General features: G+C 40.0%; 15 protein-coding genes and 2 pseudogenes. 15 read left to right on the top strand and 2 right to left on the bottom strand.

Annotated features, from left to right (window positions below):
- The first annotated feature begins 19 nt into the window (after positions 1 to 19).
- The 6 genes from wcaK (at position 20) to BV390_RS01960 (ending at position 9,070) form a co-directional block, all read left to right on the top strand.
- Positions 20 to 1,291: a colanic acid biosynthesis pyruvyl transferase WcaK gene (gene wcaK, locus BV390_RS01985; RefSeq protein WP_085396463.1), complete on the top strand. Its 1,272-nt coding sequence runs from the start codon at positions 20 to 22 to the stop codon at positions 1,289 to 1,291.
- Positions 1,288 to 2,514, top strand: a complete 1,227-nt coding sequence (locus BV390_RS01980; protein ID WP_085396461.1) for a glycosyltransferase — start codon at positions 1,288 to 1,290, stop codon at positions 2,512 to 2,514. The genes wcaK and BV390_RS01980 overlap by 4 nt, the downstream gene beginning before the upstream one ends.
- On the top strand, positions 2,511 to 3,839 hold the full coding sequence (locus BV390_RS01975; RefSeq protein WP_085396460.1) for an oligosaccharide flippase family protein: 1,329 nt from the start codon (positions 2,511 to 2,513) through the stop codon (positions 3,837 to 3,839). Before BV390_RS01980 ends, BV390_RS01975 begins: the two co-directional genes overlap by 4 nt.
- Before the next feature lie 178 nt (positions 3,840 to 4,017).
- Positions 4,018 to 5,424, top strand: a complete 1,407-nt coding sequence (gene gndA, locus BV390_RS01970) for an NADP-dependent phosphogluconate dehydrogenase (RefSeq protein ID WP_032699191.1) — start codon at positions 4,018 to 4,020, stop codon at positions 5,422 to 5,424.
- Between the two features lie 246 nt (positions 5,425 to 5,670).
- Positions 5,671 to 6,837 (top strand): UDP-glucose 6-dehydrogenase, encoded by a 1,167-nt coding sequence (gene ugd, locus BV390_RS01965; protein ID WP_032699193.1) that lies wholly within the window; start codon positions 5,671 to 5,673, stop codon positions 6,835 to 6,837.
- 391 nt (positions 6,838 to 7,228) lie between these two features.
- Complete coding sequence (locus tag BV390_RS01960) at positions 7,229 to 9,070, top strand: acyltransferase family protein (RefSeq protein ID WP_085396459.1); 1,842 nt, start codon at positions 7,229 to 7,231, stop codon at positions 9,068 to 9,070.
- Between the two features lie 169 nt (positions 9,071 to 9,239).
- Here the strand turns inward: BV390_RS01960 and BV390_RS01955 are convergent.
- Positions 9,240 to 10,237 (bottom strand): annotated as a pseudogene (locus BV390_RS01955) (IS3 family transposase).
- 378 nt (positions 10,238 to 10,615) lie between these two features.
- On the opposite strand from BV390_RS01955, the pseudogene tnpA reads away from it, so the two are divergent.
- Positions 10,616 to 11,052, top strand: a pseudogene (gene tnpA / locus BV390_RS01945) (IS200/IS605 family transposase).
- A 201-nt stretch (positions 11,053 to 11,253) separates the two neighbouring features.
- Here the strand turns inward: tnpA and BV390_RS01940 are convergent.
- A complete protein-coding gene (locus tag BV390_RS01940; protein ID WP_032686791.1) occupies positions 11,254 to 12,258 on the bottom strand; it encodes an NAD-dependent epimerase in 1,005 nt (334 codons plus the stop codon).
- 1,375 nt (positions 12,259 to 13,633) lie between these two features.
- Between BV390_RS01940 and BV390_RS01935 the strand changes: the two genes are divergently transcribed.
- From BV390_RS01935 to BV390_RS01900, 8 genes are all read left to right on the top strand, one after another.
- Positions 13,634 to 14,401 carry an ABC transporter permease gene (locus BV390_RS01935; protein WP_015583927.1) on the top strand — a complete coding sequence of 256 codons (768 nt, stop codon included), beginning with the start codon at positions 13,634 to 13,636 and terminating at the stop codon, positions 14,399 to 14,401.
- The gene (gene rfbB, locus BV390_RS01930) at positions 14,401 to 15,141 is read left to right on the top strand and encodes an O-antigen export ABC transporter ATP-binding protein RfbB (protein WP_000433876.1); all 741 of its coding nucleotides are present in this window, start codon (positions 14,401 to 14,403) and stop codon (positions 15,139 to 15,141) included. Before BV390_RS01935 ends, rfbB begins: the two co-directional genes overlap by 1 nt.
- Positions 15,142 to 15,155: 14 nt before the next feature.
- Complete coding sequence (locus tag BV390_RS01925) at positions 15,156 to 17,048, top strand: DUF4422 domain-containing protein (RefSeq protein ID WP_085396458.1); 1,893 nt, start codon at positions 15,156 to 15,158, stop codon at positions 17,046 to 17,048.
- Between the two features lie 18 nt (positions 17,049 to 17,066).
- The gene (glf, locus tag BV390_RS01920) at positions 17,067 to 18,221 is read left to right on the top strand and encodes a UDP-galactopyranose mutase (protein ID WP_085396456.1); all 1,155 of its coding nucleotides are present in this window, start codon (positions 17,067 to 17,069) and stop codon (positions 18,219 to 18,221) included.
- A complete protein-coding gene (locus tag BV390_RS01915; RefSeq protein WP_032699197.1) occupies positions 18,218 to 19,108 on the top strand; it encodes a glycosyltransferase in 891 nt (296 codons plus the stop codon). Before glf ends, BV390_RS01915 begins: the two co-directional genes overlap by 4 nt.
- Complete coding sequence (locus BV390_RS01910) at positions 19,109 to 20,254, top strand: glycosyltransferase family 4 protein (protein WP_162180079.1); 1,146 nt, start codon at positions 19,109 to 19,111, stop codon at positions 20,252 to 20,254.
- A 121-nt stretch (positions 20,255 to 20,375) separates the two neighbouring features.
- Positions 20,376 to 21,680, top strand: a complete 1,305-nt coding sequence (locus BV390_RS01905; protein WP_064356875.1) for a glycosyltransferase family 2 protein — start codon at positions 20,376 to 20,378, stop codon at positions 21,678 to 21,680.
- A 344-nt stretch (positions 21,681 to 22,024) separates the two neighbouring features.
- Positions 22,025 to 23,032, top strand: a complete 1,008-nt coding sequence (locus tag BV390_RS01900) for an acyltransferase family protein (protein ID WP_032686797.1) — start codon at positions 22,025 to 22,027, stop codon at positions 23,030 to 23,032.
- Positions 23,033 to 23,120: the final 88 nt, after the last annotated feature.

The raw sequence follows: 23,120 nt of genomic DNA, 5'->3' as shown, positions 1-23,120 counted from the left end.
TTTTTGTTGAGGGATACTTATGAAATTATTACTTGTTGGGAATCATACTTGCGGCAATCGTGGTGATGCAGCTATTCTTCGTGGCTTACTTAATTGTCTGAGGAGCATTGACGAAAATATCGAGATTGATACAATTAGCCGGTATTCTATTAGCTCAGCTTTTTTATTAAATGAAAAAATAAAACAAGACACTCTTTTTTTAAAAGGCAATAGAAATAGTTCAGGAATATATTCAAAGGTAAAGAATAAAATCAATAATTTAATTTTACCACGAATTTTACTGGCACATTGTGAAAAAAAAGGTTTTTTGCAATATATTAAATTACCGAGTTATATTTGTGATTTTGTTAGCAATATCGATGATTATGATGCTGTTATCCAGGTAGGCGGCTCTTTTTTTGTAGATTTATATGGGGCTGCTCAGTTTGAACATATATTCTGTACTCTCATGGCAAAAAAACCTATTTATCTTATTGGACATAGCGTCGGCCCATTTGAAAATAGAAACTTCAACAAAGTTGCTAAATATGCATTTTCAAGAGTTAATGAGTTAATTCTCAGGGAAGATGTTAGCAAGCAAATCCTTATCAAAGATGGTTTTGATATGAGTAATGTATCAATGGGTATCGATACTGCTTTCTTAGTTGATGTTGCTGAGGCTCAATATAGTAAGAATTATATTACTGAACATTGGTCATACGTGATTGATGAAAATAAAACTGTTGCATTAACTGTGCGTAAGTTAGCACCATTTGATAAGCGCTTGGGAGTAACACAAGAGCAATATGAATTCGCAGTTTCTAGTGTTATTGAACATATTATTAGTTTAGGTTATCAAGTTGTTATTTTTTCAACGTGCACCGGTATTGAAAGCTACAATAATGATGACCGTATGATTGCTCTATCCATTCAGAATAAAGTTAAAAGTAATGGTAGCTGCCATGTTGTTATGGATGAAATTAATGATGTGCAATTAGGGTTTCTTTTGAGTAAGTGTGTTTTTACAATTGGTACCCGATTGCATTCTGCAATTATTTCCATGAATTTTGGCACTCCTGCTATCGCTATTAATTACGAACACAAGTCTAAAGGTATTATGAACTCTTTAGAGTTTGACTCCTTAGCAATAAGCGTTAAGGATTTGTTTACTGATGAAATTACAAATAAAATTAATTATCTGCATTCAAATCATGATGAAGTTAGAAATAAATTAAAAGTGAAAATAGAAGAAGTAAAGGGAAATGGTAAAAAACTGATAGGCGATCTAATTAAAAAAATTGGTGAAAAATGAAAATATTATTCTTTTGCATTAGGTTCCCACTTGCTTCAGAGACATTTGTTCTAAATCAGGTCGTTTCATTTATAAAAATGGGATATGAGGTTAGTATTCTTTCTGTTTATCCCGGTGATCTTGATAAACTACATAGCGATTATATTAATTATGATATTGCAAATAAAGTATCATATATATTTGAAAAAGATTTATCCAGTAAAAATAAATTTTATCAATTAGGTTATCGAGCTTTATATTCATTGAATGCTCTAATTCGTGGTGGCTTTTCGGCGTTTAATGCAAAAAGTTTTAGTTTCTTAACATATTCGCTCCTACTTCCTTCTCTAGTTGGACGTATTAACAAAAAAATTGAAAGTGATGTGATCATTTCACATTTTGGACCTTGTGGTGTATTAGCTAATAGTTTAAGGCATTGTGGTATTTTAACCGGTAAAATAGTTACTGTTTTTCATGGTTATGATTTATCGGCGACGAGTCTTTTAAATAGATATTCCTCTTCTTACAGGCAATTATTTATCGATGGCGAACATTTTTTGCCAGTTAGCCTAACATGGAAGAATAAGTTAATAGAAATGGGATGTGATAAAAGTAAGATTACTATTATCAGGATGGGGATTAAAGTTGACGATTTTAATTACTCACCGCGAACATTTGACAATAAATGTTTGAAAATAATATCTGTTTGTCGCTTGACGGAAAAGAAAGGTTTATCGTATGCAATTCAGGCCTGTGATATTTTAAATAAAGCTGGTTATAATTTTGAGTATGCAATTGTTGGGTATGGCGATTTGTTGGAATCCTTGCAGATTTTAATAAACAGACTTAATCTTGAAAGTAAAATTAAAATTGTCGGTTTTCAGCCACAATCATCTGTCAAAACAATGTTAATGCATAGCGATGTATTTCTTTTACCGTCAATTACAGCTGATAATGGAGATATGGAGGGAATACCCGTTGCTTTAATGGAGGCAATGGCTATTGGTCTGCCTGTTATCTCCACATATCATAGTGGTATCCCCGAATTGATTGACAATGATGTTTCTGGTTGGCTATGTACTGAACGTAATTTTCATGAGATAGCTGAAATTTTGATTAGCATTGTTAAAAGAGAACGTAATTTGAAATTTATTGAAGATAATGCTAGAAGTAAAATCGAGACGTCATTTAATCAAGTAAGAGAATATGAGAAAATGGCTGAATTACTGGAGCATATCAGATGAGTGGGTTGAGAAAGCAAGCTGCATGGTTGTTGTTTTCTAATCTATTTTCAGCAGGTTTGCAGATTATTCAAATTAGTATACTAGCCCGTCATTTAGAATTACATGAATTAGGGTTGCTAGCGATCGTTAACTCAATTCTTATGATAGCTATGATTTTACAAGATATGGGAATGAGTAGCTACATTGTACATAGGCAAGATCTTAGCAGAAGAGAGCAAAGTACAATATATTGGGTAAATTTTGCTTTGAGTCTTTTAGCTGGCTTAATTGTGTTAATGTCGGCATGGCCACTATCTAAATTTTACCAGATGGATAATTTGCAGCCACTCATATTACTCACTAGTATAAATTTTATTTTTTTAGGTTCACTGTCTCAATATCAGGCCCATTTTATAAAAGCGAAGAAAATGATTTCTCTATCAAAAATAGAGATGTCCGCTAAAACAATCTCATTTGCATGTGTAATACTGGCCATATTTTTTACTGATTTAAGAACTTCTGCTGTTGTCCTTGGTCTTATTGTTAACGCTGTTCTACGGTTGTTATTCATGTCATTTTTTGGTGAGAAAGAATGGAGGCCCCAGTTTGTCTTTGAAAAAAGTATTTGTAAAAATGTTTTTCAATATGGGATTTATCAGTTAGGCTCTCAAATAATTAACCAATTAAGAACTCAACTAGATGTTATTATAATTGGCAAGGTTCTTGGGAGTGAGTCTTTAGGGCTCTATTCCCTTGCTAAAGATCTAATTATGCAGCCATTGAAATTAATATCGCCTGTTATTAATAGATTGGCTTTGCCACGATTCGCCGAGGCTCAGAATGATAGTAGGGCTCTAAGTTCTGTATATTTAAAGGGGACTTTTGTTATTGTTTCCCTCAGCGCATTAACATTCTTATTTATTTATATTTTCTCCCCTGTGATTATTTCTGTTTTATATGGTGAGCAAAGAATTTCAATTATGAATTTGCTTCCCTTCATGCTTCTCTTTGGAATGTTACGACCTATGGGGGGGTTAACAGGTGCGATCGCACAAGCTAATGGTAAAACTAATATTGAATTTTATTGGAATATAATTGCAGGGTTGGTCGTTGTATGCATGTCAACAACAATCTTACTTTATTCTTCTTTATGGTATGTGTCGCTGGTTCTATCTATTTCTCAGGTGCTAATTACTTTTTTAGTATATCCTTTCTTTGTAAAACCTATCGTCAGTGTTAAACTTTATTCTTACATGTTAAATTGGTTTCCTATAGCGATTTTGTTTTCTTTCTTAATATGGGGGGTCTATGAATTTAACTTGTTTGTGTTTCCATTTTGGAAATGAAAACTATATGAAAGTTTATTATTATAAAACGTGCTTAGGGATATTTCATATTCTTTAATAGCAACTTTTATATGAAAATAAAAATTTACGCTATGCGGCTTACTAGCTTTGAGCTAACATAATCTACATCTTTAAGCTGCGAGATTGTCGCAGTGACCACACCAGACAGGAGTATGTAATGTCCAAGCAACAGATCGGGGTTGTCGGTATGGCAGTGATGGGGCGCAACCTTGCGCTCAACATCGAAAGTCGTGGTTATACCGTCTCTGTTTTCAACCGCTCCCGTGAAAAGACCGAAGAAGTGATTGCCGAAAATCCAGGCAAGAAACTGGTCCCACATTATACCGTTAAAGAGTTTGTTGAATCCCTCGAAACTCCACGCCGCATCCTGTTGATGGTGAAAGCAGGCGCTGGCACTGATAGTGCGATTGATTCTCTTAAACCGTATCTGAACAAAGGCGACATCATCATTGATGGTGGTAACACCTTCTTCCAGGACACTATCCGTCGTAATCGTGAGCTGTCTGCGGAAGGTTTTAACTTCATTGGTACCGGTGTTTCTGGTGGGGAAGAGGGCGCACTGAAAGGCCCTTCAATCATGCCTGGTGGGCAGAAAGAGGCTTATGAACTGGTAGCGCCAATTCTTGAGCAGATCGCAGCTCGTGCGGAAGACGGTGAACCTTGTGTCGCCTATATTGGTGCTGATGGTGCGGGTCACTATGTTAAAATGGTACACAACGGTATCGAATATGGCGACATGCAGCTGATTGCCGAAGCCTATGCTTTATTGAAAGGTGGTCTGGCACTTTCTAATGAAGAGCTGGCAACAACCTTTACCAAGTGGAACGAAGGCGAGCTCAGCAGCTATCTGATTGATATCACCAAAGACATCTTCACTAAAAAAGATGAAGAAGGTAAATACCTTGTTGATGTGATTCTTGATGAAGCTGCCAACAAAGGTACAGGTAAATGGACCAGCCAGAGTTCACTGGATCTGGGTGAACCGCTGTCCCTGATTACCGAGTCAGTCTTCGCTCGTTATATTTCTTCTCTGAAAGATCAGCGCGTTGCTGCGTCTAAAGTCCTGACGGGGCCAAAAGCTCAACCAGCTGGTGATAAGGCTGAGTTTGTAGAGAAAGTTCGTCGCGCTTTATATCTTGGCAAGATTGTTTCTTATGCTCAAGGCTTCTCCCAGCTGCGTGCTGCGTCGAATGAATACAACTGGGATCTGAACTACGGTGAGATTGCCAAAATCTTCCGTGCGGGTTGCATCATCCGTGCTCAGTTCCTGCAGAAAATCACTGATGCTTACGAGCAGAATGCGGGTATCGCCAACTTGTTGCTGGCGCCGTACTTCAAGCAGATTGCTGATGAATATCAGCAGGCGCTGCGTGATGTCGTGGCTTACGCTGTTCAGAATGGCATCCCGGTTCCGACATTCTCTGCTGCCATTGCCTACTACGACAGCTATCGTTCTGCAGTGCTGCCGGCTAACCTGATTCAGGCTCAGCGCGACTATTTCGGCGCACATACTTATAAGCGCACTGATAAAGATGGTGTATTCCATACCGAGTGGATGGAATAATCGTTTGTGGTCAAAGGTAATCAAATCCCGGTTATAAAATAACCGGGATTTTTCTATAAATATTTCCCAATTCGAATACGTTCTGTTAAGAATGTTTGACCTCATATTAGAGTTCTGCTGCTTGCTTTCGACCATTCCTGGTCTGTTTCTTGACATGTACCAGGACAGAGAGTAGAACCGCCAGAATTGTTGATTACAGGGTGGCTACTATGCCGCTGTCCAGTTAACTGATTAAAGTGTGATCGAATGAAAATTACTATTTCCGGTACCGGTTATGTTGGTTTATCGAACGGCATCCTGATTGCGCAGAACCACGAAGTGGTTGCGCTGGATATCGTACAATCTAAAGTTGATATGCTTAACCAGAAGATGTCGCCGATTGTCGATAAAGAGATTCAGGAATATCTGGCTGAAAAAACGCTGAATTTTCGTGCGACAACTGACAAAGAAGATGCATATCGCAATGCTGACTATGTCATTATTGCCACACCGACTGACTACGATCCAAAAACTAACTACTTCAATACTTCAACGGTTGAAGCCGTTATTCGTGATGTCACTGAGATTAACCCCAACGCTGTCATGATCATCAAATCGACCATTCCGGTCGGTTTCACCCGTGATATCAAAGAGCGTCTGGGTATAGACAATGTCATTTTCTCCCCGGAATTTCTGCGTGAAGGCAGGGCGCTGTATGATAACCTGCATCCTTCTCGCATTGTCATCGGTGAACGTTCGGAGCGGGCAGAGCGTTTTGCCAATCTGCTGAAAGAAGGTGCTATCAAGCAGGATATCCCGACGCTGTTTACCGATTCGACCGAAGCGGAGGCAATCAAGCTGTTTGCCAATACCTACCTTGCTCTGCGTGTCGCCTATTTTAATGAGCTGGATAGCTATGCAGAAAGCCAGGGCCTCAACAGCAAGCAGATTATTGAAGGCGTGTGCCTGGATCCGCGGATCGGCAATCACTATAACAACCCGTCATTCGGTTACGGTGGATACTGCCTGCCGAAAGATACTAAACAGCTGCTGGCCAACTACGAATCGGTGCCAAACAATATCATTGGCGCTATTGTGGATGCTAACCGTACCCGTAAAGACTTTATTGCTGACTCTATCCTTGCGCGTAAACCGAAAGTGGTTGGGGTTTATCGTCTGATTATGAAGAGCGGCTCAGATAACTTCCGTGCCTCTTCTATCCAAGGGATTATGAAGCGCATTAAAGCTAAAGGTATCCCGGTTATTATTTACGAGCCGGTGATGCAAGAGGATGAGTTCTTTAATTCCCGAGTGGTTCGTGACCTGGGCGAGTTTAAAAAAGAAGCAGATGTTATTATATCGAACCGAATGGCTGACGAGCTTAGCGATGTTGCAGAAAAAATTTATACGCGAGATCTGTTCGGTAGTGATTAATCCATATCTCATTAGTACAATGAGAGGGGGTAACCCTTCTCATATTTTATTTGATCTATTAAATGGTTTAATGTTTTTATTTGTATGGCTGTTGCATGTTTTATTAAATAAAACAATATGAATGACGCAATTTAGTGTTTCGTCTATCTTTATATCAGTTAGTGTATATTAGTAAATTATGCACCATGATTACCACCATATTTTTATGCATTAATATATGTGCATCATTGATTATGACAATGGATTATCTCACTTTTTTATTATGAGAGTATCTAATATGCATGGATTTCTAGATGACATAATGATAGTAATGATAAAGATAATGTCTATCAGATACGACTTATAAATTATCATTTATTGTTTACTCATAAACTATCCCAAGGTTATTTAAATGTTTCGTCTTGATATTAATGGCTTACGTTTCATTGCAGTCACGATGGTTGTTCTTTTTCATTTTAAAATAGGATATTTTTATGGTGGCTATGCAGGGGTAGATGTATTTTTTGTCATATCAGGTTTTTTGATGAATGAAATTTGTAGAAATAAGCTTGGTTCAAAAGGTTGGATTTTAAATTTCTATGAAAAAAGATTTAAGAGAATTTATCCTGCTTTAGTCGCATGTGTGTTATTCTCGTTTGTACTTGCAATTATTTTTACTCCTCCTTCGATGTTACAGAGTTTGTTTTATCAGGTAGTTTCATCCCTATCATTTACATCTAATTTATATTACCTTAAAGCTACATCCAGTTACTTTACTGATTCTGCAGATAGTTTTATATTTTTACATACATGGTCTTTATCTGTAGAGTGGCAGTTTTATTTGTTTTTCCCGTTTATTCTACTAATGTCAAATTACCTCTCAAAGAAATGTGGTAAATATACAGTCTATTTATGCATAATACTGCTATCCTTGTGTTTTTGTGTTTTTTTAACTAGGTATAATCAAACTTATTCATTTTATTTGTTGCCAAGCCGAGCCTGGGAATTGATGATTGGGGCGATGGCATCATCACTTACTATAAAAAATAAATATCCCAGAACCACAGAAATAATTGCATTGATAGTTTTGATTGCATTTACTGCGATGATTAAAGAGAGTTTTAATTGGCCTGGTGTTGAGACTCTTATCCCGACCGTCGCTACAGCGCTACTTTTACATGCGAATGTAGGAAATGATAAAACCTTATTACGTGCAAAACCATTTCAAGTAGTTGGGTCATCTTCTTATTCTATATATTTATTTCATTGGCCAATAGTATCGTTATTTTATTTAAATGGCATTGAGTTTAATTTCTTTAGTCAATTGGTAGGGATATCCATTTCCTTCATTTTGGGTTATCTCTCATATAATTATATAGAAAAAAGATGTAAAACTAGAGTATATTCTCTGGCAGTATTTGCAATGTTAATTTCAGTAGTTGCATTTGTTGGTAGTAAATTTAGTGTTTCAAAATTTTGGATGTCTGACACGATATTGACTATGGATAAATTTCACACATACGGATCCAGTGATGAAGGAGTTTACCAGTTTGGTAATATTAATAGAGTCTGTTTTCTTACCAGTGGTTATAATAATGCCTCGCAATTTGATGAAGATAAATGCTTGGTAAAAAGCGAAGATAATGGAAAGCCTAGGTTATTACTTATTGGTGATAGTCACGCTGCTGAATATTATGCTGCAGCGAAAGAACTATATAAAGACTACCAGATAATGCAAGTTACTTCCTCTGGTTGCATGCCTTTTATAAACTCACGTGGTGAAAAAAGATGCACTGATTTGATGAATAAGCTTTATGGGGAATATATTAAAGAGTACAAGATTGATACGGTTTTACTGTCTGCAAATTGGGTTGATGGAAAAAAATACTTCTCGCAAGCACAGATATCAGAGAATTTAATGAACGCTGTGAAGTTTCTTAGCAAATACTCTAAAAATATATATGTGTTGGGGCAAACTAAAGTATATGACACTCCATTTTACAGAATCGCACTTCTGGAATTTAATAATGTTAAAAAACATGAGTTAAAAGAGCCCGCAGAGTTGAATGCTGTTCTGATAAATAAAATGAACGCTCATAATATACACTACGTTGATTTATACAACTTCGGCTGTAGCGATAATAAGTGTTCTTATGTATCAAGTGAAAATTACCCTATAATGTTTGATAATAATCATTTTACTCTGCCTTGGTCGAGGGAGGTTTTATTAGGACTTCCACTAAAAACCAAGTGACATAATTATTTGTGATTGATTAAGTGAGTCTTAAGTTATGATTTTATAAGTTATTAATTATGCCGCTATATTAACTAATGTCTTTATAAATTCAGAAAATAGTTTACAGGCTCACGTTTTTCTTTTTTCAAGAATTGGCAATCTTGGATACAATATAAATAGACCCATTTTAGTTCCATGCTTTTTTGATATTTCCGGGGTTTCAGCCATCAGCCGGTATTCTTCCGGCGCAGGTTATTCCGGGATTCATGAGGGCGCTCGTTGTTATATTCTTCCAGCCAGCGCTCTGTAATTTCCCGTACTTCATTCAGTGTTCTGAACAGATAAAAATCCAGTATTTCTGTCCTGTACGTCCGGTTGAACCGTTCGATAAAGGCATTCTGCGTGGGCTTGCCGGGCCTAATAAATTCCAGCACTCTCACGACCCGCTGCGCGGGGATATTCAGGTCAATTTCGATCGCCAGTGCTTCGCGATTAAAATCATCCACCACGTTGAAGGTCCGGAAGCGCCTGCCGCACACCAGCGCATCGTTCATAAAATCGATGGACCAGCTCTGATTCATCGCCTCTGGCGTCGCCAGCGGAGCCGGATAACGCACCGGCAGGCGCTGATTTCCCTTACGGCGAAAATTCAGTTTCAGCAGGCAGTAAATACGGTGAACTCTTTTATGGTTCCAGATATTGCCCTACCTGCGCAGCACCAGAAAAAGCTTTTTAAATCCGTATCGCGGATAGCGTTCAGCCGCCACGCTCAGCGCCATAATCACCGGCTCATCGCGTCGCGTATCCGGCTGATAACGAAATACCGTCCTGCTCAGCGACAATGTCCTGCATGCCTGACGTAAGCTCATGGCAAACTGCGCGGTCAGATAGCTGACCAGCTCACGCTTTATCGCTGGTTTTAAAGCTTTTTTCAATAACGTCTTTCAGGGCGCGGCACTCGAGACTCAGGTCTGCAAACATTTGTTTCAGCCGGCGGTTTTCATCCTCAAGATCCTCCATCTTTTTGATATCAGAGGCTTCCATGCCTCCGAACTTCGCTTTCCAGTTGTAGTACGAGGCCTCAGAGATCCCGGCCTCGCGGCAGACATCCTTAACGGTGCGTCCGGCTTCGACGGACTTCAGAACGGCGATGATCTGGTGTTCGGTGAATCGTGCTTTGCGCATGGTGATCTCCTCCGGGGACATAGTCAGTATGCCGGAAGATCTCTGAAAGTGAATGGTCCGGTTTACAGGGATGCTTACAACCTCAACTATGACCTCCGTAGTGTGATGCAGGCTGTAATTTTACGCTAAACTCATTGCTAGGTTTACGGTGGTCGGATATGTTAAATCATACCTTGTGAAGAGCTGCCGTCACTTAGATGTAGATGCCGGAGATAAGCGCCGGAAGGGAAAGAAGCCTGCTATGCGGGCTTTTTTTGTTGTCATCCGTAAACTACCTTCTAGTGAGATGGTGATTGATTCTGTAAGGATATAGCCTGAAGAATGCCCATGTCGGAGTATTTCTTCTTACTCACCACAAGTAAAAGGAGACAAACCGTCATGGGACTTTACAGGAGTTCATCATATAAATATTTGCGTTGCAAATACCGCATAGTCTGGACGCCAAAGTACCGATTCAGGATCCTGAAAGATAAGCTGGGTAAGGAGCTGTCCAGGGCGTTTATATCCTCTGTGGAATAAAGGATTGTGAGGTTCTGGAGCTAAATGTTCAGCCCGATCATGTACATCTGGTCGTAATCATCCCACCGAAGATCTCGATATCAACTCTGATGAGCCATCTAAAAGGACGCAGTACCATCAGGCCTTATAATCGTTTTCCACATATCATGAAGAAGCAATGGGGAAACCATTTTTGGTCCCGAGGCTACTTTGTCGATACGGTGGAAGTGAATGAAGAAATTATCAGACGATATGTGAGGGATCAGGAGAAAACGGAACAAACGTATGAACTGCAGATAGAATTGCTAGAGCAGTAATCGAAAGTTGACAGTCCCCCCTTACAGGAGAATTCTCAAAGGCCACCTTCTCAGAAGGTGGCCTTTACTTTTGTACCCAGGGGAGAACTAATCAAGCAGGAGTTCCGACCAAAGTGGATGCGCATCAAAGCTTCTGTAAAACGCAGGAACAAAAAAAACCGCAACCCTGCGATTGCGGTTCAGAAAGAATCAGGTAACCACTCAGGCGTTGTAATACGCCTTGTACCAGTCCACGAAGTTCTTCACGCCATCCTTAACGGATGTCTGTGGTTTAAAGCCAACCAGATCATACAGTGGCTTGGTATCCGCGCTGGTTTCCAGGACGTCGCCTGGCTGGATCGGCATCATGTTTTTCTCAGCTTCCATCCCCAGCGCTTCTTCCAGAGCGGTGATGTAGTCCATCAACTCCACCGGCGAGCTGTTACCGATATTATAGATTCGATAAGGGGCTGAACTGGTGGCCGGTGAGCCGTTTTCTACGGTCCATTCAGGATCTGCCTGCGGAATGACATCCTGCACGCGGACAATCGCTTCTACAATGTCATCAATGTAGGTGAAATCACGCTTCATCTTGCCGTAGTTGTAGACGTCGATGCTCTTACCTTCCAGCATGGCTTTGGTAAATTTGAACAGCGCCATATCCGGGCGTCCCCACGGGCCATACACGGTGAAGAAACGTAAGCCGGTGGTGGGGATACCATAGAGATGAGAGTAGGTATGCGCCATCAGTTCATTGGCTTTTTTGGTTGCCGCATACAGTGACACCGGGTGATCGACCGAATCATCCGTGGAGAACGGCATCTTGCGGTTCAGACCATACACTGAACTGGAAGAGGCATACAGCAGGTGCTGTACCTTGGTATGCCGGCAGCCTTCCAGAATGTTCAGATAACCAATCAGGTTGGCATCGGCATAGGCATGCGGATTTTCCAGCGAATAGCGTACGCCAGCCTGCGCTGCCAGATGGATTACGCGATCAAACTTCTCAGTAGCAAAAATTTGGGCAATACCCTCGCGATCGGCAAGATCGGTTTTGTAAAAACTGAACAGAGGGGACTGTAAAAGATCCAGGCGAGACTGCTTGAGATTGACATCGTAGTAATCGTTCATGTTGTCGATGCCAACAACCTCATGACCCGCCTCCAGAAGGCGCTGACTTGCATGAAAGCCGATAAATCCTGCGGCTCCAGTGACTAAAAACTTCATATTCATCCTCCGGGATCGGTGTTCCCCGCTATATATATTTGTCGATTTTACACTGGCTTGCCTTCGGGATCATCTGCTTTACCGTTGCAGGATATAAGCAGGTACCGTGGGAAGTACAGGGTTGTACACTTCCCGGGTCTGAGTGAGTGCAGAAGATTTAGGGTAAGTTCGCAAATGATAATCATTATTACATGAAAAATAAGTTAGCGTTATAATCGTTCCTGCTGTTCTTTGATAGTTACCGCACTCTGTTCGCCTCGTAAGCAAAGCAGCGGAAGGCTGAGCCTGGTCAATATTGTTTCTTTTTATATATTTTCCGAACAATTCCTGAATAATCAGTCAGTATTACTATTGTAATGATAGTAATAAAAACTACTTTTTTTCTTTATTATCATATTGTTAAGTTGTTCTGGCGCGGTGTTCGAATAATGTGCGATAGCTGTATGTTTTTTGGCTGAATGGATTGGTTATGCTTTTTCATTTTTATTCTTCCAGACCAGAGCTATAATGCGCGCGTAATTCACAACCTACATATGTATTATTGATAATGCGCAACAAACGTACTCTGCGAAGTACGGAGTGGCCACTTTTGAAGAAAAGTCAAACTCACTTTTATGCAAAAGAGGTTGAGGAAGTACGTTATCCTGATAGTGCTACCGCTGCCTGCTCGCGAACTTGATACTCTGCCTGACTCATGTAGAGATGCGGAGCGCCTTGCTACATGGCTGCTGAAGCCTCACTGCTGAGAGTGGCGCTTTTTGTTGGTTTCAATGGTGAAATGAGAAAGTCCTGATAGATAGGATGCCATAAACTGGGGAGAGTAGCGGTGCATTTGTTGCGGTGTAGCGATGGATGTGAGTCCGGAGAGGGGCGATGAGTACAGATATCCGTTTGTTTTTAGCTTTTTTGCCGAACGCTGACTAGTCTGTTTGTGGCTTTATGAACGCTGCGCTGGCAACGCCAACGACGCGTGTATCCTCTTCGTTACGGTATGACCGGGCAAGACAGACACTTTAGAGAGGGGAGTCCGCATTTTGGTTGCGATAGCCAATGGCGGTAGCGTGTCTGAATTTTAGAATAAACTTATTGTTAGGTTTAACATTTTCTTTACAACCTTAAAGGATGGTTTATGTGTCTTCCACGAGAATCACATTTTCATTCAGCTCTTACTGAGGTTAGCGGTCATCTCCGACTTTGGAGTGTGAATATGCGCAGAAAAGATTGCTCACATATTGCTTGTGCAAAATAATGTTACAATTGGTCTTTGTTTATGGGAATAGCTGTTCGTCTCTAGAGCACAGCAGGTGTCATCGATAATTCTGTTTGATACATATTACGTACGGAATTTTTTGTAGAATAATTTATGAGTATAAAAATGAAGTATAATATAGGGTATTTGTTTGATCTTCTTGTTGTTATAACAAACAAAGATTTAAAGGTACGTTATAAAAGCAGCGTATTTGGTTACTTATGGTCAATTGCGAATCCACTGCTTTTTGCAATGATATATTATTTCATTTTTAAACTCGTCATGCGAGTGCAGATCCCGAATTATACCCTTTTCTTGATTACTGGTTTATTTCCGTGGCAGTGGTTTGCCAGCTCAGCGACAAATTCTCTGTTTTCATTTATCGCCAATGCGCAAATAATCAAAAAAACAGTTTTCCCGCGCTCAGTTATTCCATTGAGTAATGTCATGATGGAAGGGTTGCATTTCTTGTGTACAATTCCTGTGATTATTGCATTCCTGTTTGTGTATGGTATGCGTCCGTCGCTCTCATGGCTCTGGGGTGTACCAATTATTGCGCTTGGTCAGGTGATTTTTACATTTGGTATCTCAATCATATTTTCTACGTTAAATCTGTTCTTCAGGGATTTAGAGCGATTTGTCAGCCTTGGTATCATGCTCATGTTTTATTGCACGCCGATATTATACGCGTCAGATATGATTCCGGAAAAATTTAGCTGGATTATTACCTATAATCCTCTGGCAAGCATGATCCTCAGCTGGCGGCAGCTGTTCATGGATGGCGTCTTAAATTATGAATATATTTCAATCCTTTACATTACGGGTTTAGTCCTGACAATTGTGGGCCTGAGTATTTTTAATAAATTAAAATATCGATTTGCAGAGATTTTGTAATGGAACCAGTAATAAACTTTAGCCACGTTACGAAAGAGTATCCTCTTTACCACCATATTGGCTCAGGAATTAAGGATCTCGTATTTCACCCTAAAAGAGCTTTTCAGCTGTTAAAAGGGCGTAAATATCTTGCGATCGAAGACATTACCTTCACCGTGGGTAAAGGCGAGGCCGTAGCGCTGATTGGTCGTAACGGCGCAGGGAAAAGTACCTCCCTCGGGTTGGTGGCCGGCGTCATTAAGCCTACAAAAGGCACTGTTACAACCCAGGGGCGCGTTGCCTCAATGCTTGAGCTAGGCGGCGGTTTTCACCCTGAATTAACCGGGCGAGAAAATATTTATCTCAATGCGACCCTGCTTGGGCTACGCCGCAAAGAGGTTCAGCAACGGATGGATCGGATAATTGAGTTCTCCGAACTGGGTGATTTCATTGACGAACCTATTCGCGTGTACTCAAGTGGTATGCTTGCGAAGCTTGGATTCTCTGTCATCAGCCAGGTAGAACCCGATATACTTATTATCGATGAGGTACTTGCTGTCGGTGACATTTCGTTCCAGGCCAAATGTATACAAACAATACGAGACTTCAAAAATAAGGGTGTAACGATATTATTCGTTAGCCACAATATGAGTGATGTTGAAAAAATCTGTGACAGAGTTGTTTGGATCGAAAACCATAAACTCCGCGAAATTGGCTCAGCAGAGAGAATCATTGAACTTTACAAGCAAGCAATGGCTTAATAATTGGTAATAAGATGAATAGTATCAAAATTTATACATGTCACCACAAACCCAGTGCTTTTCTAAACGCCTCTATTATTAAACCACTGCATGTCGGGAAGGCTAATACTTATAATGACATTGGCTGTGAAGGAGATGATAGCGGAGACAACATTTCCTTTAAAAACCCCTTTTATTGTGAGCTGACGGCCCACTACTGGCTGTGGAAGAATGAATCCCTTGCTGACTATGTGGGATTTATGCATTACCGCAGACACTTGAACTTTGCAGAACAACAAAATCATCCTGAGGATAACTGGGGGGTTGTTAACTACCCGCTAATCAATGCCGAATACGAAAGCCAGTTTGGCTTAAACGATGAATCCATAAGTACCTGCGTCGATGGATATGATCTGCTGTTACCCAAAAAATGGTCGGTAACATCGGCAGGAAGTAAGAATAACCTTGATCATTATGCAAAAGGTGAGTTTTTACACATTAAAGACTATCAGTCTGCTCTGGATGTCGTTGAAGAACTGTATCCGGAATATAAAGCTGCGATTCAACAATTCAATAATGCAACTGATGGTTATTATACGAACATGTTTGTTATGCGCAAAGACATGTTCCTGGATTATTCTGAATGGCTTTTTGCTATTTTGTCTAATCTTGAAGATCGGATTTCGATGAATAACTATAATGCTCAAGAAAAACGAGTTATAGGGCACATCGCTGAGCGTTTATTCAATATCTATATCATTAAATGTCAACAAGATAAACAGCTTAAAATAAAAGAACTACAGCGCACGTTTGTCACTGCTGAAACATTTAATGGTAAATTAAACCCCGTTTTTGACGAAAGCGTACCGGTTGTTATCAGTTTTGATAATAACTATGCATTAAGTGGCGGGGCATTAATAAATTCAATTGTTCGCCATTCTGATGCTAACAGAAACTATGATATCGTTGTTCTGGAAAATAAGGTCAGCCATTTAAATAAACAACGCCTTATCAAACTAGTTGCTGGTCATAACAACATATCACTGCGCTTTTTTGATGTGAATTCATTCACTGAGATGAGTGATGTTCATACCCGTGCACACTTTAGTGCGTCGACCTATGCGCGCTTGTTTATTCCGCAACTTTTCCGCGAGTATAAAAAAGTTGTGTTTATCGATTCTGACACCGTGGTGAAGGCTGATTTGGCAACACTTCTGGATGTTGAGATCGACACTAACCTGGTTGCCGCTGTTAAAGACATCGTCATGGAAGGATTTGTGAAGTTTGGTACGATGTCAGAATCTGATGATGGCATTATGCCAGCAGGGGAATACCTGAAAAAGACATTAGGAATGACTAACCCTGACGAATATTTTCAGGCCGGGATTATTGTTTTTAACGTCGAACAAATGGTTAAAGAGAACACCTTTGCTCAATTGATGTCAGCATTGAAAGCCAAAAAGTATTGGTTCTTAGATCAGGATATCATGAACAAAGTCTTCTTTGGCCGAGTCAAGTTTTTACCATTAGAATGGAATGTGTACCATGGTAATGGTAATACCGATGATTTCTTCCCGAATCTCAAGTTTTCAACCTATATGCGGTTTTTGGAAGCCAGAAGAAATCCAAAAATGATTCACTATGCGGGTGAAAACAAACCATGGAATACTGAGAAAGTCGATTTCTATGATGATTTTCTTGAGAATGTTTTAAATACGCCATGGGAAAAAGAAATTTACTATCGCCAGTTACCTGTGGCCACGGTAGTACATAATCAACATACTGAACTGCAGCAAACCGTGTTACTGCAGACAAAGATTAAACGAGCTTTAATGCCATATGTTAACAAATATGCTCCTGTCGGTTCGCCAAGAAGAAATAAGCTCACTAAATATTATTATAAAGTTCGCCGCTCGATTCTTGGCTAATATAACTGGAGATACATTATGAAGCGTAACAATATTCTGATCGTCGGTGCTGGTTTTTCAGGTGTGGTCATTGCCCGCCAGCTTGCTGAACAAGGTCACAAGGTTAAAATCATCGATCAGCGGGACCACATCGGAGGAAACTCTTATGACACTCGCGATCCTCAGACTGATGTCATGGTTCATGTCTACGGTCCGCATATTTTCCATACGGATAATGAAACCGTTTGGAAGTTTGTCAATCAGTATGCTGAGATGATGCCCTATGTTAATAGAGTAAAAGCGACTGTTAATGGTCAGGTTTTTTCACTGCCGATTAATTTGCATACTATTAACCAGTTTTTTGCTAAAACCTGTTCTCCTGATGAAGCTCGCGCGCTCATTAGCGAAAAAGGTGATAGCTCGATTCTGGAACCGAAGACATTTGAAGAGCAGGCTTTGCGCTTTATTGGTAAAGAATTATATGAAGCGTTCTTCAAAGGCTACACCATAAAACAGTGGGGGATGCAGCCTTCCGAGCTTCCGGCATCTATACTCAAACGGTTGCCTGTGCGTTTCAATTATGACGATAACTACTTCAATCATAAATTCCAGGGCATGCCGAAGTTGGGCTATACCCATATGATTGAAGCGATCGCCGATCATGAAAATATCACTCTGCAATTACAGCGTGAGTTTGCGGCTGAAAATCGTGAAAGTTATGATCATGTGTTTTATAGCGGGCCGTTAGACGCGTTCTATTCATACCAGCATGGGCGTCTTGGCTACCGTACTCTGGACTTTGAGCGATTTACCTGGCAAGGTGATTATCAGGGCTGCGCGGTCATGAATTATTGCTCAGTTGATGTCCCGTATACGCGAATTACGGAACATAAATATTTTTCCCCGTGGGAAAGCCATGAAGGTTCCGTATGTTATAAGGAATATAGTCGCGCTTGCGGTGAAGATGATATTCCTTACTATCCAATCCGCCAGATGGGTGAGATGGCTCTGCTGGATAAATATTTATCACTGGCGGAGAATGAGAAAAATATTACTTTCGTTGGACGCTTGGGGACTTATCGCTACCTTGATATGGATGTAACGATTGCAGAAGCATTGAAAACGGCCGATAAATATCTGTCCTCATTGTCCAACGACGAAGCGATGCCTGTATTTGTGGCCGACGTACGATGAAACATACTGCATTAATAGTCACTTTTAACCGTCTTGAAAAGCTAAAAAAGACGGTTGCTGAAACTGTTAAGCTGCACTTTACCTCTATCGTTATTGTCAACAACGGGTCCACGGATGGGACCTCTGATTGGCTTCAGACAATCACTGATCCCCGTGTAATTGTCTTGAATCTGGCCTGTAATAACGGTGGCGCCGGAGGGTTTAAGGCCGGTAGTCAATACATATGCAGTTCTGTTGATAGCGATTGGGTCTTCTTTTATGACGATGATGCTTATCCGCAAAGTGATATTCTTGATAAGTTCTCAACGATAAATAAAGAAGGTTGTCGTGTTTTTACGGCTTTAGTTAAAGATTTGCAGGGCCGGACATGCGCGATGAATGTTCCATTTGCAAAAGTCCCGACCTCGTTTAGTGATACTTTGCAATATATCAAACATCCCCAACGATATGTACCAGATAATAAGGAAATGCTGGTGCAAACAGTTTCATTTGTTGGCATGATCATTAAGCGTGAAGTCTTGAATGAGCACCTTCATCATATTTATGATGAACTTTTCCTTTATTTTGATGACCTCTATTTTGGTTATCAATTAACTCTAAGTGGCGAGAAAATTATCTATAATCCGGAACTTGTTTTTACTCATGATGTGAGTATCCAGGGAAAGGTCATATCGCCAGAGTGGAAGGTTTACTATCTTTGTCGAAACTTAATTTTGGCTAAGAGAATATTTACGGAAGTGGCAGTTTTTAGTAGTTCATCAATCCTTTTGCGCCTATGCAAGTATATCTCCATATTCCCTGTACAGCGCCGGAAATGGGTATATCTAAAATTTTTATGCCGTGGGATTGTACATGGTGTAAAAGGAATTAGCGGTAAGTTTCACTAAGTGGACATAGCAATGAAAAAACTGTGTTATTTCATAAATTCGGATTGGTATTTTGATTTGCATTGGACCGATCGTGCAATTGCCGCCCGAGATGCCGGTTATGAGATTCACATTATTAGCCATTTTGTCGATGATAAAATAGCGATAAAATTCAAGACACTAGGTTTTATTTGTCATAATATTCCTCTTGTCGCTCAATCGTTCAACGTTTTGATTTTCTTTCGGGCCTTTTTTAAGGCTCGGAAAATTATTCAAAGCATTAATCCTGATTTATTACACTGCATTACCATCAAACCGTGTTTGATCGGCGGATTTCTGGCTAAAAGTACCCATCGTCCTGTTATTCTGAGTTTTGTCGGTTTAGGCCGAGTATTTTCGGCAGAGTCTGGCTGTCTTAAGCTGCTGCGTAGTTTTACTGTTATGGCATATAAGTATATCGCCAGTAACAAATGCAGCTTGTTTATGTTCGAACATGATAAAGACAGAGCCAAACTCGCCGATCTGGTTGGTATCGATTACAAACAGACTATTGTTATTGATGGTGCGGGTATTAATCCAGAGATTTACAAATATTCTCTGGAGCAGCAACGTGATGTCCCGGTCGTCCTTTTTGCCAGCCGTATGCTGTGGAGTAAAGGACTTGGTGATCTGATTGAAGCCAAAAAAATACTGAGTAATAAAAATATTCACTTTACGCTGAATGTTGCCGGTATCTTAGTTGAGAATGATAAAGACGCGATTCCGCTAGCGACGATACAGAAATGGCAAAGCGAAGGCGTGATAAACTGGCTCGGTCATTGCTCTAATGTATTTGATTTAATTGAAGAATCAAATATCGTTGCTTTGCCGTCGGTCTACGCCGAAGGCGTACCACGTATCTTGCTGGAAGCTTCCTCGGTCGGGCGTGCTTGTATCGCTTATGATGTTGGTGGCTGTGATAGCTTAATTATCAACAACGATAATGGGTTAATTGTAAAAAGTAAATCTGTCGAGGAATTAGCGGAGAAACTCGGTTTCCTGTTAGATAATCCTGAAACGCGAGTCGCAATGGGTATCAATGGCAGAAAGCGTATTCAAGATAAATTCTCGAGCGTGATGATCATTAATAAAACATTAAAAACATATCGCGATGTTGTTGAAGAGTAATTTTTGATGAAGCTGAGTCGCTTTCATCTTACCTATCCTTAATGAACTGGAAACCTACAAATTAAACGCTACCAATAAATAAATATAATTGCGTTTAGAATCTAAGCGTCAAGGTGATTACATGTCTGAAAAAAAGAGTATTGCTGTTTCTGTTATTATCCCTGTGCACAATGCTGCTGGATATATTTCCGATACATTAAGCACCGTTTTGTCGCAAACATTAAATGATATCGAAATCATTATTATCAATGATTGTTCTGACGATAATACCTTAGAGATTGTCTCTGCGCTGGCTGAAACTGATTCACGGATTAGAGTTATTAACAACACGACAAATCTTGGTGGTGGAGGATCGAGAAACGTTGGGTTGGATGCTGCTATCGGTGAGTACGTTATTTTTCTCGATGACGACGATTACGCTGATAACATGATGTTGGAGCGCATGTACGCGCAGGCCAGCGATACACAAGCGGATGTCGTTATTTGTCGCAGCCAGTCTTTTGATCCCTCCTTACAAGTTTATGCTCCGATGCCGTGGTCAGTTCGCCAGGAGCTGCTACCTGATCTTATGGTTTTTTCCTCCCAGGATATTCCCTCTGACTTTTTCCGCGCCTTTGTCTGGTGGCCATGGGACAAGCTTCTCAGGCGTCAATTTATTGCTACTCATCAGCTTCGTTTTCAGGAAATCAGGACAACAAACGATCTTTTCTTCGTCTGTGCCTTCATGCTGATGGCGAATAGAATCTCGGTCTTAAATGAAACGTTAATTTCTCATACCATCAATCGTAGTGAATCCTTATCCGCCACGAGAGCAGAATCGCACCGCTGTGCTGTTGAAGCATTAGTGGCTCTTAAAGCATTTATCTGTCAGCAGGGGATGATGGATCAACGTCTCAGAGATTACAAAAACTATGTTGTCGTTTTCCTTGAGTGGCATTTAAACACGATATCTGGTCCGGCATTTCATCCGTTTTATCAGCAAGTGAAAGAGTTTATTGTTGCGTTAGATGCAAAGAATGATGATTTTTATGATGAATTTATCGCCGCCGCGCATCATAGAATCACTACGCTGTCAGCTGAAGAGTACCTATTCTCCCTTAAAGATCGTGTTCTGAAGGAGCTTGAGTTTTTCCAGGCAAAGAGCTCCGCATTACAGCAAGAAGTTGAGACGCTGACTGACTCATTCGCTGAGCAAAAGGATGAAAATGCGATATTGCATAATCAATTGCATGAGATTGAAGAGCGGGTTACTGAACAGGAAAAGAATATTCGTCAGTTAACTGACAAAAATAATAATATGCATCATGAAATAACTATCAAACAGCAAGAATTCAATGAAATTTATCAGCATCACAAAAATTTAATCTCTTCTTTATCCTGGAAGTTGACTAAGCCACTACGAGTGGTAAGACGTTTTTTTAAATAATTTCAAAAAGAAGTTAAGCAAGTTTCACTTCTTTGTTAGTGTTCTTGTTATTTTCAATAAAATTTTCGTTAAATAAAAGAGCTCCTGGTCATATGATTTGCGAGTCTCTATTCCTGTTAGATTAATAATTTATTAGTTAGAGAGTAATAGGTTTTTGTCGAGTTTTACTGGGGGCAGTAATATCTCGATGTGTGTACATGTGTTTTTTTTGTGACTTCCTGCCTGTTGAATTTTTTCTATCGGGCAGTGATCACCTTTGAATATTGATAGCTATTCTTTTTATTACTAATAAATTCTTTCTTCTAAAAGAATGTAGTTTTACTCATTGGAATATGGGGTGTAGATTGTCTGTTAACAGATTTGATGCCATTGATGGCACTCGTGGGATATTGGCGGGTATGGTCATGCTCAGCCATATGTTTGGCAGCTTTATGGGGTGGCCGCAAGTCAGACCATTTAGCGGTGCCTATCTGTGCGTGGTATATTTTTTCATCATGAGTGGCTTTGTTCTAACCTATGCCCACGCCTCAGGAAACTTTTTCAAATACGTTCTTACACGTTTTGCCAGATTATGGCCGCTTCATTTTCTGTCAACGATACTGATGGTAGCCATTTATTACTACAATGCACACCATGGCGGCTATGTTTCCAGTCCGGATGTTTTTTCTATTAGCGTGATATTAAAAAATATATTATTTCTTCATGGTCTTTACTGGCATGACTTCAAGTTAGTCAATGAGCCATCATGGAGTATCAGTATTGAGTTTTGGGTGTCACTTTTAATTCCTCTAATCTTTACGCGATTAGGAAATATGACTCGTGCGGTAGTTGCAGGTTTATTATTTATTTTTCTGTGGCATAAACATCCATCAGGGATACCGCCATCAATGCTAACAGCAATGCTGTCAATGCTGATTGGTTCATTGTTTTTTTCTTTATCACAGACAGAGTACTTTAAGTGTCTGATGAAAGAAAAGTTCATGGCTTTCTTTATTACCGCAGCGGCTATCGTATCGATCGTTGGCGTATATGCAATGAACCATAGTCGACTGGACTATTTTTTATTTGTTGCGTTTATCCCGATGCTATTCATCGATCATCTTCCGGATAATCAATTGATAAAGAGAATTTTCACCTCTAATTTATTCTTGTTTCTCGGTTATATTAGCTTCCCTTTGTATTTATTGCATGAACTGGTTATCGTATCCGGATTCATTTTTGACTCTGAGAATGCCTGGGTATCAATATCAATAGCGGCATTTGCATCAATATTCATTGCCTATATTTATGCGCGATTTATCGATTATCCTCTCTATCGGGCGTTAAAGCGTCAGATTGCCAAAATAAGTTAATTATAGTTTGGGTTTTATTGAACGGTATTTAACTGGTTAGTGCACTGCAGCCGGAGTAGCGTTGCGACGGCTAAAAGGGGAGGGGCCT

Source organism: Klebsiella sp. YJ, from assembly GCF_002108615.1.
In the GTDB taxonomy this organism is placed as follows: domain Bacteria; phylum Pseudomonadota; class Gammaproteobacteria; order Enterobacterales; family Enterobacteriaceae; genus Klebsiella; species Klebsiella planticola.
Note: the sequence above shows the minus strand (reverse complement) of the source record. Positions and strands in the feature narration are given on the sequence as shown.

Bases quoted from the DNA above. Each gene is read 5' to 3' on its own strand.
- wcaK (WP_085396463.1), top strand. From the start codon at position 20: ATGAAATTATTACTTGTTGGGAATCATACTTGCGGCAATCGTGGTGAT.
- glf (WP_085396456.1), top strand. From the start codon at position 17,067: ATGAAGCGTAACAATATTCTGATCGTCGGTGCTGGTTTTTCAGGTGTG.
- BV390_RS01940 (WP_032686791.1), bottom strand. From the start codon at position 12,258: ATGAAGTTTTTAGTCACTGGAGCCGCAGGATTTATCGGCTTTCATGCA.
- BV390_RS01905 (WP_064356875.1), top strand. From the start codon at position 20,376: ATGTCTGAAAAAAAGAGTATTGCTGTTTCTGTTATTATCCCTGTGCAC.
- gndA (WP_032699191.1), top strand. From the start codon at position 4,018: ATGTCCAAGCAACAGATCGGGGTTGTCGGTATGGCAGTGATGGGGCGC.
- ugd (WP_032699193.1), top strand. From the start codon at position 5,671: ATGAAAATTACTATTTCCGGTACCGGTTATGTTGGTTTATCGAACGGC.
- BV390_RS01960 (WP_085396459.1), top strand. From the start codon at position 7,229: ATGTTTCGTCTTGATATTAATGGCTTACGTTTCATTGCAGTCACGATG.
- BV390_RS01925 (WP_085396458.1), top strand. From the start codon at position 15,156: ATGAATAGTATCAAAATTTATACATGTCACCACAAACCCAGTGCTTTT.
- BV390_RS01915 (WP_032699197.1), top strand. From the start codon at position 18,218: ATGAAACATACTGCATTAATAGTCACTTTTAACCGTCTTGAAAAGCTA.
- rfbB (WP_000433876.1), top strand. From the start codon at position 14,401: ATGGAACCAGTAATAAACTTTAGCCACGTTACGAAAGAGTATCCTCTT.
- BV390_RS01975 (WP_085396460.1), top strand. From the start codon at position 2,511: ATGAGTGGGTTGAGAAAGCAAGCTGCATGGTTGTTGTTTTCTAATCTA.
- BV390_RS01980 (WP_085396461.1), top strand. From the start codon at position 1,288: ATGAAAATATTATTCTTTTGCATTAGGTTCCCACTTGCTTCAGAGACA.
- BV390_RS01935 (WP_015583927.1), top strand. From the start codon at position 13,634: ATGAAGTATAATATAGGGTATTTGTTTGATCTTCTTGTTGTTATAACA.